The organism is Streptomyces sp. NPDC028308, assembly GCF_055565855.1.
On sequence record NZ_JBVHTO010000012.1, the window covers coordinates 377491 to 394640 of the forward strand.

The 17150-nt window shown below is 72.1% G+C and carries 14 protein-coding genes, 1 tRNA gene, 1 pseudogene and 1 riboswitch; of the genes and pseudogenes, 7 read left to right on the plus strand and 9 right to left on the minus strand.

Annotated features, from left to right (window positions below; genetic code table 11):
- Window positions 1-147 precede the first annotated feature (147 nt).
- A riboswitch (TPP riboswitch) is annotated at window positions 148-242 on the plus strand.
- Window positions 232-1632: a purine-cytosine permease family protein gene (locus ACZ4VA_RS28745; RefSeq protein WP_356237955.1), complete on the plus strand. Its 1401-nt coding sequence runs from the start codon at window positions 232-234 to the stop codon at window positions 1630-1632. It overlaps the preceding riboswitch by 11 nt.
- Window positions 1633-1682: 50 nt before the next feature.
- Window positions 1683-2510, plus strand: coding sequence for a bifunctional hydroxymethylpyrimidine kinase/phosphomethylpyrimidine kinase (gene thiD / locus ACZ4VA_RS28750; RefSeq protein WP_468082989.1), 828 nt, complete (start codon window positions 1683-1685; stop codon window positions 2508-2510).
- Between the two features lie 24 nt (window positions 2511-2534).
- On the opposite strand, the gene ACZ4VA_RS28755 is transcribed toward thiD, so the two are convergent.
- Window positions 2535-3257, minus strand: a complete 723-nt coding sequence (locus ACZ4VA_RS28755) for a DUF4232 domain-containing protein (protein WP_468082991.1) — start codon at window positions 3255-3257, stop codon at window positions 2535-2537.
- A gap of 367 nt (window positions 3258-3624) precedes the next feature.
- On the opposite strand from ACZ4VA_RS28755, the gene ACZ4VA_RS28760 reads away from it, so the two are divergent.
- Window positions 3625-4824 (plus strand): serine hydrolase domain-containing protein, encoded by a 1200-nt coding sequence (locus tag ACZ4VA_RS28760; protein ID WP_468082993.1) that lies wholly within the window; start codon window positions 3625-3627, stop codon window positions 4822-4824.
- Between the two features lie 50 nt (window positions 4825-4874).
- Here ACZ4VA_RS28760 and ACZ4VA_RS28765 read toward each other — a convergent pair whose 3' ends face one another.
- Entirely contained in the window at window positions 4875-5732 is an 858-nt protein-coding gene (locus tag ACZ4VA_RS28765; RefSeq protein WP_452924549.1) for an alpha/beta fold hydrolase, read from the minus strand.
- Window positions 5729-6310: an anthrone oxygenase family protein gene (locus ACZ4VA_RS28770; protein ID WP_468082996.1), complete on the minus strand. Its 582-nt coding sequence runs from the start codon at window positions 6308-6310 to the stop codon at window positions 5729-5731. Before ACZ4VA_RS28770 ends, ACZ4VA_RS28765 begins: the two co-directional genes overlap by 4 nt.
- A 63-nt stretch (window positions 6311-6373) precedes the next feature.
- On the opposite strand from ACZ4VA_RS28770, the gene ACZ4VA_RS28775 reads away from it, so the two are divergent.
- The 3 genes from ACZ4VA_RS28775 (at window position 6374) to ACZ4VA_RS28785 (ending at window position 8305) form a co-directional block, all read left to right on the plus strand.
- On the plus strand, window positions 6374-6856 hold the full coding sequence (locus tag ACZ4VA_RS28775; RefSeq protein WP_355795835.1) for a MarR family winged helix-turn-helix transcriptional regulator: 483 nt from the start codon (window positions 6374-6376) through the stop codon (window positions 6854-6856).
- Between the two features lie 524 nt (window positions 6857-7380).
- The gene (locus ACZ4VA_RS28780) at window positions 7381-8148 is read left to right on the plus strand and encodes an NPP1 family protein (RefSeq protein WP_468082997.1); all 768 of its coding nucleotides are present in this window, start codon (window positions 7381-7383) and stop codon (window positions 8146-8148) included.
- Window positions 8149-8231: 83 nt separating this feature from the next.
- Window positions 8232-8305, plus strand: a tRNA-Pro gene (locus tag ACZ4VA_RS28785).
- Between the two features lie 82 nt (window positions 8306-8387).
- Here the strand turns inward: ACZ4VA_RS28785 and glpK are convergent.
- The 6 genes from glpK to ACZ4VA_RS28815 all read right to left on the minus strand — a co-directional run bounded on the left by glpK (window position 8388) and on the right by ACZ4VA_RS28815 (window position 16215).
- Window positions 8388-9905 carry a glycerol kinase GlpK gene (gene glpK / locus ACZ4VA_RS28790; RefSeq protein WP_356165977.1) on the minus strand — a complete coding sequence of 506 codons (1518 nt, stop codon included), beginning with the start codon at window positions 9903-9905 and terminating at the stop codon, window positions 8388-8390.
- 24 nt (window positions 9906-9929) lie between these two features.
- On the minus strand, window positions 9930-10778 hold the full coding sequence (locus ACZ4VA_RS28795) for an MIP/aquaporin family protein (RefSeq protein ID WP_355793240.1): 849 nt from the start codon (window positions 10776-10778) through the stop codon (window positions 9930-9932).
- 132 nt (window positions 10779-10910) lie between these two features.
- Entirely contained in the window at window positions 10911-11855 is a 945-nt protein-coding gene (locus ACZ4VA_RS28800) for a TauD/TfdA dioxygenase family protein (protein ID WP_468082999.1), read from the minus strand.
- 336 nt (window positions 11856-12191) lie between these two features.
- Window positions 12192-14411 carry an NADP-dependent isocitrate dehydrogenase gene (locus ACZ4VA_RS28805; protein WP_356165971.1) on the minus strand — a complete coding sequence of 740 codons (2220 nt, stop codon included), beginning with the start codon at window positions 14409-14411 and terminating at the stop codon, window positions 12192-12194.
- A gap of 161 nt (window positions 14412-14572) precedes the next feature.
- Window positions 14573-15697, minus strand: coding sequence for a mechanosensitive ion channel family protein (locus ACZ4VA_RS28810; RefSeq protein ID WP_355786609.1), 1125 nt, complete (start codon window positions 15695-15697; stop codon window positions 14573-14575).
- Between the two features lie 266 nt (window positions 15698-15963).
- A complete protein-coding gene (locus ACZ4VA_RS28815) occupies window positions 15964-16215 on the minus strand; it encodes a hypothetical protein (RefSeq protein WP_356165967.1) in 252 nt (83 codons plus the stop codon).
- Window positions 16216-16584: 369 nt separating this feature from the next.
- Here ACZ4VA_RS28815 and ACZ4VA_RS28820 point away from each other — a divergent pair.
- Window positions 16585-17150: pseudogene (locus ACZ4VA_RS28820) on the plus strand (citramalate synthase); the annotation flags it as partial.

Below are 17150 nucleotides of genomic sequence, written 5' to 3' on the forward strand. Positions count from 1 at the left end.
ACCCGCCCCCCCCCCCCCCCCCCCCGCCCCCCGCCCCCGCCCGCCGGGGCCCCCGCCCCGGGGGGGGGGGGGCGCGCGCGCCCCCCCCCCCCCCCCCCCCCCCCCCCCCCCCCCCCCCCCCCACCCCTGTGGCTATCCTGGCCCGCACAACCGGACACGGGGTGCCCCGCACGAGGGCTGAGATCACACCCGTCGAACCTGAACCAGTTAGGACTGGCGGAGGGATGTCTCATGTCGTTGCCGCATGCCCGTGGCGAGGTGGCCGTCGCAGGCCCGCAGGGCGCCTTCGACGGGCGGATGCCCGCGGCCCCCGGTGACCTGCGGGTCGAGGCGCGGGGCATAGCGCCCGTTCCCGAGGACGCCCGCTACGGCGGCCCCGGGCGGCTGTTCACCGTGTGGTTCGCGCCCAACCTGACCATGACGGGGGTGTTCACCGGCACCGTCGGCGCCGCACTCGGCCTCGACTTCGCCACCGCGCTCGCGGCCGTCGTCCTCGGCACCCTCCTCGGTGCCGTACCGACCGCCTTCCTCGGCACCTGGGGCAGCCAGACCGGCGCGGCCCAACTCCCGCTCTCCCGGCTCGCGTTCGGCCCCGCCGTCGTACTGCCCGGCGCTTTGCAGTGGCTGTCGTCGATCGCCTGGGACGCGCTGATCGGCCTGTTCGGCGGAGACGCGCTGGCCCAGCTCTGCGGCCGGCCGTTCTGGCTCGGCGTCCTGGTCGTGATGGCAGCACAGGGAGCGCTCGGCGTCCTCGGGTACGAGGCGATCCACCGCCTCCAGACCGTGATGACCTTCGCGCTCGGCGCCGCCTTCCTCGCCCTCACGGCCAGACTGGCGACCGGTGACCCACGCCTCGCCACGGCCACCGCGCACGGCGCCGACCGCGCCGGCGCCTTCGTCCTGACCTGCGCCGTCGCACTGAGCCTCGCCCTGTCCTGGGCCCCCTACGCCAGCGACTTCAGCCGCTACCTGCCGCGCTCCGCGTCCCGGCCCCGGATGTTCTGGTGCACACTGCTCGGTCTCGCCGCCTCCTTCGTCGCCGTCCAGGCGCTCGGCCTGTGGGGCGCGTCCGTCTTCACCGACCAGACCGCCCACGGCGTCGACGCGCTGCTCGGCGGCGGGGTACCGGGCGCCCTCGGACTGCTCGCCGTGGCGCTCGCCGCCCTGTGCAGCAACGCCATGAACGACTACAGCGGCTCCCTGGCACTGCAGACCATTGGGGTACGGCTGCCGCGTCCCGTCGCAGCCGCCCTGGCCGCGGCGCTCGGGTTCCCGCTCGTGCTCTGGATGCACGCCGCGGACACCACCGCCCGCTTCCAGAACGTGCTCCTCCTCGTCGGCTACTGGATCCCCGGGTTCGTCGCCGTCGTGGCCGTCGACTGGAGCGTGCGCCGCAGGGCCCGCGGCGGCGCACCGGTCGACCTCGCCGCCGAGGAGGCCCGCCCGCGGCCGTGGTGGCCCGCGCTCGTCGCGTTCGCCGCCGCCTTCGCCGCCGCGGTCCCGTTCATGAGCACCAGCCTGTACGTCGGCCCGGTGGCCGAGGCCCTGCACGGCGCCGACCTCGCCTACCCCGTGGCCTTCGCCGCGGCCCTCGTGGTGTACGCCCCACTGCGCCTGCGCGCCCGCCGCTGACCCCGGTGTCCCCGCCGCCGCACGCCCCTTCCCCGTACGGAGAACCAGGTATGACTCCCTCCACCGGCCCCGCCGCACCGTCCCTCGCACCGCCCCGCGTCCTGACCGTCGCCAGTTCGGACTCCGGCGGCGGCGCGGGCATCCAGGCCGACCTGAAGACGATGCTCGCGCTGGGTGCGCACGGCATGAGCGTGCTGACCGCGGTCACCGCGCAGAACTCCGTCGGCGTCCAGGGCGCCTGGGAGCTCCCGGCCGATGCCGTGCGCGCGCAGTACCGCAGCGTCGTGGACGACATCGGCGTGCAGGCCGTGAAGACCGGCATGCTCGCCTCGGCCGAACTGGTGCGCCTGGTCGCCGAGTTGCTGGCGGGGACCGCCGCGCCGGTGGTCGTGGACCCGGTGAGCGTCTCCAAGCACGGCGACCGCCTGCTGGCGGACGAGGCCCTGGACGCCGTACGTACCGTGCTGCTGCCGGTGGCGACGGTGGCCACCCCGAACCTGGACGAGACCGCGCAGCTCACGGGTGTCCGCGCCACGGACGAACGGGGCATGTCCGAGGCGGCGGAACGGCTGCTGGCGTTCGGGCCGCGCTGGGTCCTGGTGAAGGGCGGGCACCTGCCCGGCGAGGCCGTGGACCTGCTCACCGACGGCGCCGGGGAGCACTGGCTGCGCGCGCCCCGCCACGACAACCGCCATACCCACGGCACCGGTTGCACCCTGGCCTCCGCGGTGGCCGTGGGCCTGGCGCAGGGGCTGCCCGTGCCGGAGGCGGTGCGGCGCGCGAAGGACTACGTCACGGGCGCGATAGCCGCGGGCTTCCCGCTGGGCGCGGGTCTGGGCCCGGTCGACCACGGCTGGCGGCTGCGCGAGAACCGCTGACCCGAGCCGGACCCGGGGTGTACGTCAGGGGCCGGTGCGCAGGGGCGTCAGGGAGACCGTGGAGGCGTTGCCGGACACGGGCACCTCGCCGTGCGTCCACCGCACCCGCAGTGAGGCCTTCTCGTCGGGCGGCGTGACCAGGAGCGCGTCCGGTTCGGCGGTCTTCGCGCCGCTGATCCCGGGGTTGGAGAAGGTCAGACCGGCCAGGGCGCTCTGCCCCGGCGCCAGGGTGACCGTCCTCGGCTTCTCCGACGACCGCTTCGGGTCGGGGCCGAGCTGCCTGCCGGACGCGTCGACGAAGGCCGCGCCGGGGAAGCCGCGCACGGTGCAGGTGCGCGAGGAGCCGTTGGTCAGGACGACGCGGAAGTTCTCCTGCCCGGCGCCGGGGTCGTTGTCCCCGACCGAGGCGCGCAGCTCGGAGGTGTGGCACCGGCCGCCCGGAGTGCCGCTCCCGACCGGGCTCGGAGCGGACGATGAGGTACGGCCCGCCCCCGTCGGCGTCGCGTCCCCGCCCGGACTCGTCGGGCCGCTCGAACCGGCGGCCGAGGTGGGTGTGCCGGAAGCCGTTCCGGCCGTGCCGGACGCCTTCGTCGGCGTACCGCTCGCGCCGTCGTCACCGCCGCAGCCGGTCAGCGGCCCGAGGAACGCGAGGCACGCGAGCGCCGCCGTCACCCGGGAGCGGGCGGGCGTACGCCGGGCCCGGGCCGCGCCCGGCCGGTCCGTGCCGTCACGCAGGAAGGTCGCCATGCCACCACTCCTCGGGTCGCACCGCACTCACGGCACGCGGCGACCGTGGTGGTCCACCGCACGCGCCACGACGCGTTCTGCCCCGTCACCGTGCTCCGACGCACACCGGCCCCGGGAAGTTCGCGGAATCGGCCTACGGGCCCGCGCACGTACGGGCCGGGCGAAGCGGTAGGCACACCCCCGCCGGCACAGAATCCCGGCAACCGCCTGAGTACTTACCCCGGGCGCCTGACCTGGCCCGGAGCCGCGCCGGAATCCGGTGGCGCCGAACGGGTGGACTCGCAGGGACGTGTACCGGGCCGGGACCTCCGCCCCCGGGTCCGGATGGGACGTTGCCCTCGAACCCCCGACCTGGAAGAGGTCCCCTGTGCGACGTCCCCCCTCCCGCCGCCTGTTCGCCGCATCGCTGCTGGTGGCGTCCATCCTGGCGCCCATGACCGCGATCCCCGCCACGGCCGACCACGCCGTGGTCGCCGACCGCTTCGACAAGGACAGGACCCCACCGGACGGACTCGGCCGGAAACTGACCGCCCGGCTGGACAAGGCCGTCGAGAAGGTCCGCCGGGCGGCCGAGATCCCCGGCGTCGTCGTCGGCCTGTGGATGCCGGGCAAGGGCAGCTACGTCCGCGCGACCGGCCTCGCCGACATCGACACCGGTGAGCCGATGACCACCCGTGAGTTCGTCCGGATCGGCAGCGAGACCAAGACCTTCACGGTCACCGCGCTGCTCAAGCTCGTCGACGACGGCCGGATCGGCCTCGACGACCCCATCTCCGCCTACGTCGACGGCGTACCGAACGGCGACCGCATCACCCTGCGGCACCTGGCCGAGATGCGCAGCGGCCTGTACCCGTACAGCGACGACCCGGACTTCGACCACGACCTGATGAGCGACCCCAACCGCTACTTCTCCCCGGAGGAGCTGCTCGAGTACGGCTACCGGCACAAGAACACCTTCGCGCCCGGGAAGAAGTTCGAGTACAACAACAGCAACCTGATCCTGCTCGGCCTGGTGATCGAGAAGGTCACCGGCCACCGCCTCGCCGACGTCATCGAGCGCCGAGTGCTGCGCCCGGCCCACCTGCGCCACACGCTGTTCCCGGAGGGCTCCGAGTTCCCCGAGCCGCACCCGCGGGGGTACACGAACCAGACCCTGAGCGGCGAGGTCGCCGACTCCACGGACTGGGACCCGAGTTGGGCCTGGGCGGCGGGCGCGATGATCTCGAACCTGCACGACCTGCACCGCTGGGCCAAGATCGTCGCGACCGGTGAGCTGATCAGCCCGCGGCTCCAGGCGGAGCGGCTCAAGACGCTGCCGACCGGCCACCCCGGCACCACCTACGGCCTCGGCATCTTCAAGTCCGACGGCTGGATCGGGCACAACGGCTCCATCCCGGGCTACGAGACGGTGACCGTCTACCTGCCGTCGAAGAAGGCCACCCTCGTGGTCATGATCAACACCGACATCACGGTCGGCGGGCAGGAGCCGTCCACCCTCGTCGCCCGCGCGATCACCGAGATCGTGACCCCGAAGAACGTCTACGCCCGTCCGCTTCCCCCGAGCTAGAGGACCGGTACCGGCATCGCCGCCCGGCCGGATCGAACGGCCGGGCGGTGTCACGGGCTCGGCGGTGTGCCGGGTGACCGGCTGAATTCCCGGATCAGCCGCGCGAGCCGTTCCGGTTGGTCCAGCGGGACGAGCGTGTAGCTGTCCGTCACTTCCACCAGCCGTGCCCGCGGCAGGAGTTCGGCCAGGCGCCGCCCGTGCTCGGGAGGCATCACCCGGTCCTCGGCCGCCCAGACCACCAGCACCGGTCGCTCGAAACCGGCCAGCCGCTCGGCCGCGGCGAGCAGGAAGCCGGTGTCCGCCGCCGCCGCGCGCAGCAGCCGGACGGCGTCGCGGCGGATCCCGGACAGCTCCGTCACCGGACGCACCCACCGCGCCGTGGCGGCGTCCCCGCGCCTGGTCAGCCACCCGAACGCGACCGGGAGCCGCCGCACGGCCCTCAGCCGCAGCTGCCGCATGAACAGCCCGAACATCCGCGGCGGGAGCCGGCCGGCGAGCAGCAGCGTTCTGCCGGTGAGCCCCGGCGGGAAGTTGTCGAAGGCGTCGCAGGAGACGAGGACGGCCCGCCGCACCCGGGGCGCCCCGTCGGCCAGGAGCAACTGGACGAGTGCCCCTCCCGTGTCGTTGCCCACCAGGACGACATCGCGCAGATCGAGGCGGTCCAGGAGTTCGGACACCAGGCGCGCCACCCCCGGCGGCGACAGGTCGGCCTCGGGCCGCATCGGGTGACGGTGCGCCCCGAGGGGGAGCGTCGGCGTCACACACCGGTGGTCGGCCGACAGGTCGGAGAGCGGCCCGTCCCACAGGGAGGCGTCCATGAGCAGCCCGTGCAGCAGCACCACGACCGGCCCGTCGCCACCGGTGTCCTCGTAGGCGATCGTCCCGCAGGACAGCTCGATCTCGGTCACGCGCTCTCCTCCATGACCCGCTTGGGGCCCGCCTTTCCCGGCACCTGCGCCGGCGACGGGGGCGCGGAGGGCCGGTGACCGGTGCTGGCGCTGCTCATCGCCGCCCAGGAGAGCAGGCCGAAGGCGGCCAGGGCGGCGCCCGTGCGGACGGCGTGGGCGAGCTGCCAGCGGTCGCGCACGCCGGCCCAGTCCGCGGGCGGGGCCTGCACCTGCCAGTCGAGCTGGTCGGCGTTGACGGGGAGATTGAGGACGAGCGTCGTGACGAGCACGCTCAGCAGCAGGACGAGTGCCGTCGCCGTCGGCCACAGGGCGGGACCCCGGGGCCGTAGCGCCATCGCGGTCAGGGTCGCCGTGATCAGCAGCGCCGGCAGGAGGGTGCCGGACGCGAGGTCGTCCAGGCGGACCAGCTCGACCTGCCGTACCTGGGTGTAGACGGCCCCGTCGAAGCGCCGCAGGGAGAGTTCGAGGACGAGGACCGCCACCAGGAATCCGGCGAACACACCCGAGAAGAGCAGGCTCGCGAGGCGCAGTGCCCGTGTCGTGTGTTCGTGTCCGGTCGTGCCCGCAGCCGTGATCATGGTGCACACTCCCGTCGGAGTACCGTGTCCTTCGCGGACCCGATATTACGAGGAGCGTAACATATGAGTTCCGTAGGACCCGAGGGCGCCCGCGAGCACCGGCGGCTGAGCGGGGAGATCAGGGAGTCGCTCCGGGCGCTGGGGGTACAGCTCTCCCTGCTCAACCAGCAGGTCGGGGCGCGGCTGGAGCTCAAGGCGGTCGACGTCGACTGTCTCGACCTGATCAACCGGCACGGTCCGATCGGCCCCAGCGCGCTCGCCAGGCTCGCCGGTCTGCATCCCGCCACCCTGACGGGCATCCTCGACCGCCTGGAACGCGGCGGCTGGATCGCCCGCGAGCGCGATCCGAACGACCGCCGTGCCACCCGACTGCGGCCCCTGCGCGAGCGGAACGCGGAGATCATCGGCCTCTACTCCGGGATGACCTCGGCGGTCGAGGAGATCTGCGCCGACTACGACGAGAGCCAACTGCGGCTGCTCGCCGACTTCCTGAGCCGCACCGCGGCGGCGGGCGGCGAGGCGACGGACGAACTGGCCGCCCGCTGAGACATGTTGTTGGTCGCGCCCTGGTCGTCGGGTTGAACTCGGCGGGGAGTGCGCCTGGTTCCGCCGCCCTGTCCCGACTCCCCGGTCCTTTCGTCTCTCGCAACTGTGCGGCCGGCCCGTCCGGTCCCAGCCGACTCGTCTGCCCGCGCCGGGCGGTTCGTCCGTCGCCCCCGCACCGTCCGCCGTCCTCGGCGGGGTCGCCCGTCCGGTTCCGGTCGGCCCTCGCCGTGGACGCCGTGGGCTCTGTACGGGTGGCCCTGTGGGACGGCGGAGCGGTCCGTATGCCTCCCCGGCCGCCGGTGCGTCGCACGGCCACCGTCCGGCCGACCCCGGCGGGGTCGGCCGGACGGCTTCGGCTGGTTCGTCCGGCTCGCCAACGCGCGTGCTTCCGGCATTGGTTGATCCTTCATCACTCCGACACCTGTCGACACTGGTGTTTTCGGTGACGCCCCGGAAAGCTGTCCTGGGCATGCCAATACGACCGCCCGCACCACCCCCACGCCGCGGTCGACCAGGAGGACGCAGTGAAGAAAAGCTCGCGCACCCGCAGAGTCTCGGTGATCCTCGGCAGCGCGCTGGCGCTGGTCGTGGCCTTCCCGGGAAGCGCCCTCGCCGACCCGCCCAGGGCCCTGCCGGCCAACGCGGACGGTCTGGAGCAGACGTTCCAGCCGGCCTTCGACTACGACACCGACGGCTGCTACCCGACCCCCGCCATCGGCCCCGACGGGACCCTGAACCCCGGCCTCAACCCCTCCGGCGCCCTCAACGGGCAGTGCCGCGACTCCTGGGACCTCGACAACACCAACGGCTACTCGCGCGAGAAGTGCAACAACGGCTGGTGCGCGATCATGTACGGCCTCTACTTCGAGAAGGACCAGGCCGTGGCCGGCAGCAGCCTCGGCGGACACTGCCACGACTGGGAGCACGTCGTCGTGTGGGTGCAGAACAACCAGGCGCAGTACGTCTCCACCTCGGCGCACGGCGGTTTCAGCGTCTACGGCCGCGACCAGATCCGCTGGGACGGTACCCATCCCAAGGTCGTCTACCACAAGGACGGCCTGAGCACGCACTGCTTCCGCCCGGCCAACTCCAACGACGAACCGCCGGAGAACCACTACCACACCTGGCAGTTCCCGAGCCTCGTCGGCTGGAACGGCTACCCCGCGGGCCTGCGCGACAGGATCAGCCAGGCCAACTGGGGCAGCGCCGTCTTCGGCCTCAAGGACGGCAACTTCAACTACCACCTCGAGAAGGCCAAACCCGCGGGCATCGCGTTCGACCCCAACGCCTGACGGGCGGGCCGTGGCCGGGACCGGTCGCCCGTGTGCGGTAGGGTTCACCTGCGCGATCACGTGGGAGACCACGGGAACCGCGGCGGGACGTGGCGCAGCTTGGTAGCGCACTTGACTGGGGGTCAAGGGGTCGCAGGTTCAAATCCTGTCGTCCCGACTTCTGAGAAGTCGCAGTTCGGAGGCCGTACCGGAAGATTCCGGTACGGCCTCCGCCGTCGTGCCCGCCGGGCGTGGTCCCGCTACTCGACCTTGGCCCAGTCGAGCGTGCGCTCCACCGCCCGCTTCCAGCCCGCGTAGCCCTCCGCGCGCCGGTCGTCGGACCACTGGGGCTCCCAGCGCTTCGACTCCTGCCAGTGGGTGCGCAGTTCGTCGGTGTCACGCCAGAAGCCGGTGGCCAGCCCAGCCGCGTAGGCGGCGCCGAGCGCGGTGGTCTCCGCGACGACGGGGCGGCTGACCGGAACGCCGAGGACGTCGGCCTGGATCTGCATGCACAGGTCGTTGGCGGTCACGCCGCCGTCGACCTTGAGCACGTCCAGGTGGACTCCGGAGTCCTGCTCCATCGCCTCGACGACGTCACGGCTCTGGTAGCAGATGGCCTCCAGCGTCGCCCTGGCCAGATGCCCGTTGTCGTTGTACCGGGCGAGACCGACGATCGCGCCGCGCGCGTCGGAGCGCCAGTACGGGGCGAACAGTCCCGAGAACGCCGGCACGAAGTAGATGCCGCCGTTGTCCTCGACCGTCCTGGCGAGGGTCTCACTCTCCGCGGCGTCGCTGATGATCTTCAGCTGGTCGCGCAGCCACTGCACCGCGGACCCGGTCACCGCGATGGAGCCCTCCAGGGCGTACACCGCCGGGCTGTCGCCGAACTGGTACGCCACGGTGGTGAGCAGCCCGTGCTGTGAACGGACCAGCTCGGTACCGGTGTTGAGCACCAGGAAGTTGCCGGTGCCGTAGGTGTTCTTCGCCTCGCCCGGCGCGTAGCAGACCTGCCCGACCGTGGCCGCCTGCTGGTCGCCGAGCACCCCGGTGATGGGGATGGCGGCACGCAGCGGCCGGGACGTACGGGTGACGCCGTACGCCTCCCGGTGGGACGAGGGGCTGATGGTGGGCAGCATGGCCCGCGGGATGCCGAAGAATCCCAGCAGCTCGTCGTCCCAGTCGAGGGTCTCCAGGTCCATCAGCATGGTGCGGCTGGCGTTGGTCACGTCGGTGGCGTGGATGCCGCCGTCGGGACCGCCCGTCAGGTTCCACAGGACCCAGGCGTCGGTGTTGCCGAAGAGGGCGTGGCCCTGCTCGGCCGCCTCGCGGACCCCGTCGACGTTCTCCAGGATCCACTGGATCTTGCCACCGGAGAAGTAGGTCGCCGGGGGCAGCCCCGCCTTGCGGCGGATGACATCGCCCTTGCCCGAGCGCTCCAGGGCCGCGGCGATGGAGTCGGTGCGGGTGTCCTGCCAGACGATGGCGTTGTAGTAGGGGCGGCCGTTGCGCGGGTCCCAGACGACCGTGGTCTCCCGCTGGTTGGTGATGCCGATCGCGGCCAGGTCGTCGGGGGACAGGTTCCCGTGCCGCAGGGCGTTCTGCATCACCGAGTTGGTGCGTTCCCAGATCTCCACCGGATCGTGCTCGACCCAGCCCGACCGGGGCATGATCTGCGCGTGCTCCAGTTGGTGCTTCGCCACCTCGTTCCCGGCGTGGTCGAAGATCATGAATCGGGTGCTGGTGGTCCCCTGGTCCACCGCGCCGACGAAGTCCGCCATGGGGATTCGCCTCCTTCTTGGGGGTCAGGACTCGTCGGGGGAGGGGACGCGTCCGGGCGGCTCCGGCTCGGCCGTCGGCAGGAACCGGCCGATCAGGAACTTGTAGATGCCCGCGCCGAGCAGGCCGCCGATGAGCGGACCGATGATCGGGACCCAGAAGTAGATATTCCCGTACTGATCTCGCCATGCTCCGCCGTAGCCCGTGAAGAAGCTCGCCAGCCTCGGCCCGAAGTCACGCGCCGGGTTGATCGCGTACCCCGCGTTGGTGCCCCAGGCCATACCGATCGCGACCACGACCAGACCGATGATGAACGGGGCCAGGTTCGCGCCGGGCGGTGTGTTGAGCAGGTCGGTGATGGCCAGGATCAGCAGCAGCAGGATGGCGGTGCCGATGATCTGGTCGCGGAAGGCGCCCCACTCGTGGACCGGCAGGTTCGGGTTGCCGTTCGCCGGAAGGGTCGAGAAGACGCCCTGTGTCTTGATGGTGTGTCCGGGGTCCGCCTTCGCCAGCGCCTCGGTGTAGTTCCAGCGCACGATGAGGGCGGCCACGAACGCTCCGGCCGTCTGCGCCAGCGCGTACGGCGCGACCTTCCGCCACGGGAAGCCCTTGAACGTGGCCAGCGCGACGGTGACCGCCGGGTTGAGGTGGGCGCCGCTCAGCCGTGCGGCGACGTAGACACCGAGGGTGACGCCGAGGCCCCATGCCCAGGCGATGCTGTCGTGGTTGCCGAGACCGCCCGGAGGCGTCGTGAGTGCGCCGCCGGCGACCACCTGGGCCACCACGCCGCACCCGAAGAGGATGAGAACCATGGTGCCGAGGAACTCGGCCGACATCTCACCGGCCAGCCCCAGCCTTTTGAATCGCTCAGCCATGGAAAGCCCGCTTCCCACCGGCACGGGGCCGGCCGTCGTTCTGTCCGAGCCCTACTCGCACAGAATAGAACGATCACCCGGTAAGCGCACAATAAGGAAAATATGCCCCGTTCAGGGCATACGGAGCAGGTGTCAGGACCTGTGCAGCGGGGAGCCGGTCAACGCCTCGGAGGGCCTGCCGTCGACGCCGTACGGGACGTCGCCCGCCAGCATCACCCGGTGCATGACGCGCGGGAAATCCAGGTGCCCGGTGTCGGCGGGAGCGAGGTGCACCGTCGCCCGGTTGTCCCAGAACGCCACGCTGCCGGGCTCCCAGCGGAAGCGGACCGTGTACTCGGGGCGGGTCGCCTGCTCGACGAACATCTCCAGCAGGCGCAGGCTCTCCGCGCGGGACACGTCCAGGATCTGGTCGACGTAGTAACCGTTGACGAAGAGCAGCCGCTCGCCCGTCTCCGGGTGCACGCGCACCAGCGGGTGCACCGAGGCGACCTGATGGTCCTGGAGGTGCCGGACGTAGGCGTCGTGGTCCGCTCGCGGCCGGTATCCGACGCCGAGCCGGTGCTCCGCCCGCAGCCCGTCGGCGAACCGCCGCACCGGCTCGGACAGGCCCGCGTACGCGGCGGCCAGGTTGGACCAGGTGGTGTCGCCGCCGTACGGCGGGGCGGTCTCCGCGCGCAGGACGGTCGCCGCCGGCGGGTCGATCCGGGCGCCGTGGTCGCAGTGCCACCCCCGCAGCAGGGTGTGCCGGCGCCGCTCCAGCCACTCGTCGCGGTCCATGCCGTAGCGGCCGGCCAGCTCCAGCCGGTCGGCCGTCGTCTCCACCTGCGGGAAGTCCGGGGGCGACGCCTTGCCGCGGGAGCGCAGGGTGACCGGCTCGCCGAAGCGCCGGGCGAGCGCCACATGGGCGGCGTGGTCGAGGCGCTGGTCCCGGAAGAACAGCACCTTCCAGCGCAGCAGGGCCGCCCGGATCGCGGCGACGACCGCGTCGTCCAGGGGCCCGGCGAGGTCGACGCCGCCGATCTCCGCCCCCGTGTGGCCCGAGGCCGGCCGCACCTCGATACCGGCGTCCGTCGTCACGTCCGTCTCCGCTCCGTCGTGTCCCCGGGCACAGGTGCGCCCCGGTCGTCGGGCCGAAGCCCACGTGATCGCTACCCTGCCCGGCCCGGTCGAACGCGTACGCGTGGACGCCCCGTCCGCAGGCCGTACGCGTAGGCGCCCTGTACGCCGGGAGCGGCCCGCCGACCCCGACCGGCCGGCGCCGGACCTGCGCCCCGCCACCACCGGGCCCGCGCCGCCGAGTCCCGCCCAGCGCCGCGCGCCCCGCGTCGGCACCCGGCCCCCGGAGCGCCACCGCCCCGGCCGGGAGGACCCGGCCGGGGCGGCGCTGCGGACCCGCGGGTCCGCGAAGGTGCGTCAGGCGAGGATCGCCAGCGCCTCGTTCCACGTCTTCGACGGACGCATGACGGCCGAGGCCTTGGAGACGTCGGGCTGGTAGTAGCCGCCGATGTCGGCCGGCTTGCCCTGCGCGGCGATCAGCTCGTCGACGATCGTCTGCTCCTTGTCGGCGAGCGTCTCGGCGAGCGGGCCGAAGGCCTTGGCCAGGTCGGCGTCCTCGGTCTGCGCGGCCAGCTCCTGGGCCCAGTACAGGGACAGGTAGAAGTGGCTGCCGCGGTTGTCGATGCCGCCGACGCGACGGGTCGGCGACTTGTCGTTCTCCAGGAACGAGGCCGTCGCGCGGTCCAGGGTGTCCGCGAGCACCTGGGCGCGCGCGTTGCCCGTGGTCGTCGCGAGGTGCTCGAAGCTGGACGCCAGAGCCAGGAACTCGCCCAGGCTGTCCCAGCGCAGGTAGTTCTCCTTGACCAGCTGCTGCACGTGCTTCGGGGCGGAACCACCGGCGCCCGTCTCGAAGAGGCCGCCGCCGTTCATGAGGGGCACGATCGAGAGCATCTTGGCGCTGGTGCCGAGCTCCAGGATCGGGAACAGGTCGGTCAGGTAGTCACGCAGGACGTTGCCGGTGACCGAGATCGTGTTCTCGCCGCGGCGGATGCGCTCCAGGGAGAACGCGGTCGCCTCGACCGGGGACAGGATCTTGATGTCCAGGCCCTCGGTGTCGTGCTCGGGCAGGTACCGCTTGACCTTCTCGATCAGCTGGGCGTCGTGCGCGCGGGTCTCGTCCAGCCAGAAGACGGCCGGGTCGCCGGTGGCGCGGGCGCGGGTGACCGCGAGCTTGACCCAGTCCTTGATCGGGGCGTCCTTGGTCTGGCAGGCGCGGAAGATGTCGCCGGCCGAGACGGTCTGCTCCAGGACGACGTTCCCGGCCTGGTCGACGAGGCGGACCGTGCCGGTGGCCGGGATCTCGAAGGTCTTGTCGTGGCTGCCGTACTCCTCGGCCTTCTGCGCCATCAGACCGACGTTCGGGACCGAGCCCATCGTCGCCGGGTCGAAGGCGCCGTTGGCGCGGCAGTCGTCGATGACGACCTGGTACACGCCGGAGTAGCTGCTGTCGGGGAGGACCGCGAGGGTGTCGGCCTCCTGGCCGTCCGGGCCCCACATGTGGCCGGAGGTGCGGATCATCGCCGGCATGGAGGCGTCGACGATGACGTCCGACGGGACGTGCAGGTTGGTGATGCCCTTGTCGGAGTCGACCATCGCGAGCTCCGGGCCCTCGGCGAGCTCCGCGTCGAAGGACGCCTTGATCTCGGCGCCCTCGGGCAGCGCCTCCAGGCCCTTGTAGAGGCCGCCCAGGCCGTCGTTCGGGGACAGTCCGGCGGCGGCGAGGGTCTCGCCGTACTTCGCGAACGTCTTCGGGAAGAAGGCGCGTACGACGTGGCCGAAGATGATCGGGTCGGAGACCTTCATCATCGTGGCCTTGAGGTGCACCGAGAAGAGCACGCCCTCGGCCTTGGCGCGGGCGATCTGCGCGGTGAGGAACTCCCGCAGCGGCGCGACGTGCATCACGGAGGCGTCCACGACCTCGCCCGCCAGGACGGGTACGGACTCGCGCAGCACGGTGGTGGAGCCGTCGTCGCCCACCAGCTCGATGCGCAGCGCCGTCGGCTCGGAGATCACGGCGGACTTCTCGGTGGAGCGGAAGTCGTCCACGCCCATGGTGGCGACGTTCGTCTTCGACTCGGAGGTCCAGGCGCCCATGCGGTGCGGGTGGGCCTTGGCGTAGTTCTTCACCGAGGCGGGGGCGCGGCGGTCGGAGTTGCCCTCGCGCAGGACCGGGTTCACGGCGGAGCCCTTGACCTTGTCGTAACGGGCGCGGATCTCCCGCTCCTCGTCGCTCTTCGGGTCGTCCGGGTAGGCCGGCAGCGCGTAGCCCTGCTCCTGCAGCTCGGCGACCGCGGCCTTCAGCTGCGGGATCGAGGCCGAGATGTTCGGCAGCTTGATGATGTTGGCCTCGGGCGTCTTGGCCAGCTCACCGAGCTCCGCCAGGGCGTCCGGGATGCGCTGCCCCTCCTCCAGGTACTCGGGGAAGAGGGCGATGATGCGCCCGGCAAGCGAGATGTCACGGGTTTCCACAGTGACACCGGCCTGCGACGCGTATGCCTGGACCACCGGCAAGAACGAATGGGTCGCCAGGGCCGGGGCCTCGTCAGTGTGCGTATAGATGATGGTCGAGTCAGTCACCGGTGCTCCGCTCCACGTCTGCAACATTGCTCGACATCAAGATATCTCGTGACCGGCCCCCACTCGACAGGACCCTGCCGCCCGTCCGCCCACCGGGACCCGGGACGGCGGCGGCCCGCCGCCGGACGCCGGACCCCGGCGGGACACCCCCGGCCGGGGCTCTACGGCAGCCGCGTGCGCGCCTCGCGCTGGTGCGGGATGCCGGGGCCGGACTCGGGCAGCACCGTGTCGGGGCCGACCGAGTCGGGCAGCGCCGACGCGCCCTGCTGGAGCGCGACCGTCCTGGTGGGCGCCGGAATCCTGATGCCCTCGTCCCGGTACCGCCGGTGCAGCCGCTTGATGAACTCGTGCTTGATCCGGTACTGGTCGCTGAACTCGCCCACGCCGAGGATCACGGTGAAGCCGATGCGCGAGTCGCCGAAGGTGTGGAAGCGGACGGCGGGTTCGTGCTCCGGGACGGCGCCGGTGATCTCCGTCATCACCTCGGCCACCACCTCGGTGGTCACCCGCTCGACGTGCTCCAGGTCGCTGTCGTAGCCCACGCCGACCTGCACGAGGAGCGTCATCTCCTGCTCGGGACGCGTGAAGTTGGTCATGTTCGTGCCCGCGAGCTGGGCGTTCGGGATGATGACCAGGTTGTTGGAGAGCTGGCGCACGGTCGTGTTGCGCCAGTTGATGTCGACGACGTAGCCCTCCTCGCCGCTGCTGAGGCGGATGTAGTCGCCGGGCTGGATCGTCTTCGAGGCGAGGATGTGGACGCCCGCGAAGAGGTTGGCCAGGGTGTCCTGAAGTGCCAGCGCGACCGCGAGACCCCCCACGCCGAGGGCCGTGAGCAGCGGGGCTATGGAGATGCCCAGGGTCTGCAGCATGACCAGGAAGCCCATCGCCAGCACCACGACCCGCGTGATGTTGACGAAGATCGTCGCGGAGCCAGCGACTCCCGACCGGGATTGCGCGACACTGCGGACCAGACCCGTGATGACGCGGGCCGCGGTGATCGTCGCGACCAGGATGAGCACCACGGTCAGGACACGGTTGACGTTCCGCCCGACCGACGTGGTCAGGGGCAGCGCCGTGGCCGCGGCGGCGACGCCCGCGGACACCGCCGCCCACGGCACCAGGGTGCGCAGCGCGTCGACGATGACGTCGTCGCCGCTCCAGCGGGTGCGCAGGGCGTGCTTGCCCAGCCAGCGCAGCAGCATCCGCAGCAGGACGGCCGTCGCGAGGCCCGCGGCCAGGGCGATTCCGGCGACGACCAGATCGTCCACCGTGAGGGCTCGGTTCACCGGTCGCCTCCCGTGCGGCCGAGGGAAGGGCTCGCGGGCCCGGTGTGATGTGTCGTCACTTGCCACCTGCTCGAATCCGGGGAATGCACGGTCACGCCGGACGGTGGATCGCCGTCCGGGACGACCGCTCATCCTGCCGCATCCGGGCGTACGACCGTCACCAGGCCCACGGGAAACGGCCATTGACCCCGCACGCATGCCGAGGTCACGGCGGGGGAGTTCGTCTCACGCCCGTCTGATCGGTCACGCCTGGTCGGCCGCCTTCGTCACTCCTCCACGGCCGAGGGGTGCAGGAAGCGCCGCCGCAGGTCCCGGCGCAGGAGCCGCAGCCGATGCCGGGACCTGCGGCGCACGAGCTGGGCGATCGGCACGCAGGGGCGTGCGGTGAACTCGTCGGCCGCGCGCGGTGAACGGGCCTCGCGCGGGAGCGCGTCGAGGACGGGACCACCGAACCGGTCGCCGGACTCTCCGGAACGTCCCTCGACGACGGACTCCGAGACGGACGGACGAGGGGACATGGCTCTCCAGACGGTTGCGGCCGAGGGCGCCAGAGGCGGGAGCGAGGACACCGGTGTCGCCAGCCACCCTGGACGCCCGCGAACGAGAAGCACTCGAACAATGACGGAGCGTCAGTGGACGTATGTCATACGTCAGTTGACCGGACGCGAGGGAGTGGCTAGGGACACAGGCGCACGCCATCCGCGGCGGCTCGGCGCGCACCGGAGCCGCGCGGGCACCCGCCCGCCCCCGTGGCGCACGAGCACATGCCTCCGCGCCCCGGCCTGCCACGCGGCTCATCCTCGACCGGGAAGCGAGCGCGAGGGCGCATAGATGGATGCCGGGCCGGGTCGTACCGGTGGACCGAGATCCCCTACAGGAGCCCGATCATGAGCAGCAGCCCGAGCGGACGCGACCGCGGACTCGACGATTCGTTCCACGTCTTCGACACGACGCTGCGCGACGGCGCGCAGCGTGAGGGCATCAACCTCACGGTCGCGGACAAGCTGGCCATCGCGCGGCACCTGGACGACTTCGGCGTGGGCTTCATCGAGGGCGGCTGGCCCGGGGCGAGTCCCCGGGACACGGAGTTCTTCGCCCGTGCCCGGCAGGAGATCGACTTCCGGCACGCCCGGCTCGTGGCCTTCGGCTGCACCCGCCGCCCCGGAGCCGAGGCGGCACTCGACCGGCAGGTGCAGGCGCTGCTCGACTCGGGTGCCCCGGTGATCACCCTCGTCGCGAAGTCCCACGACCGGCATGTCGAGCTGGCGCTGCGCACCACCCTGGAGGAGAACCTGGAGATGGTGCGCGACACCGTCTCCCATCTGGTCGCGCAGGGGCGGCGGGTCTTCGTGGACTGTGAGCACTTCTTCGACGGCTACCGGGCCAATCCGGAGTACGCGAAGGCGGTCGTGCGGGCGGCGCACGAGGCGGGTGCGTCGGTGGTCGTGCTGTG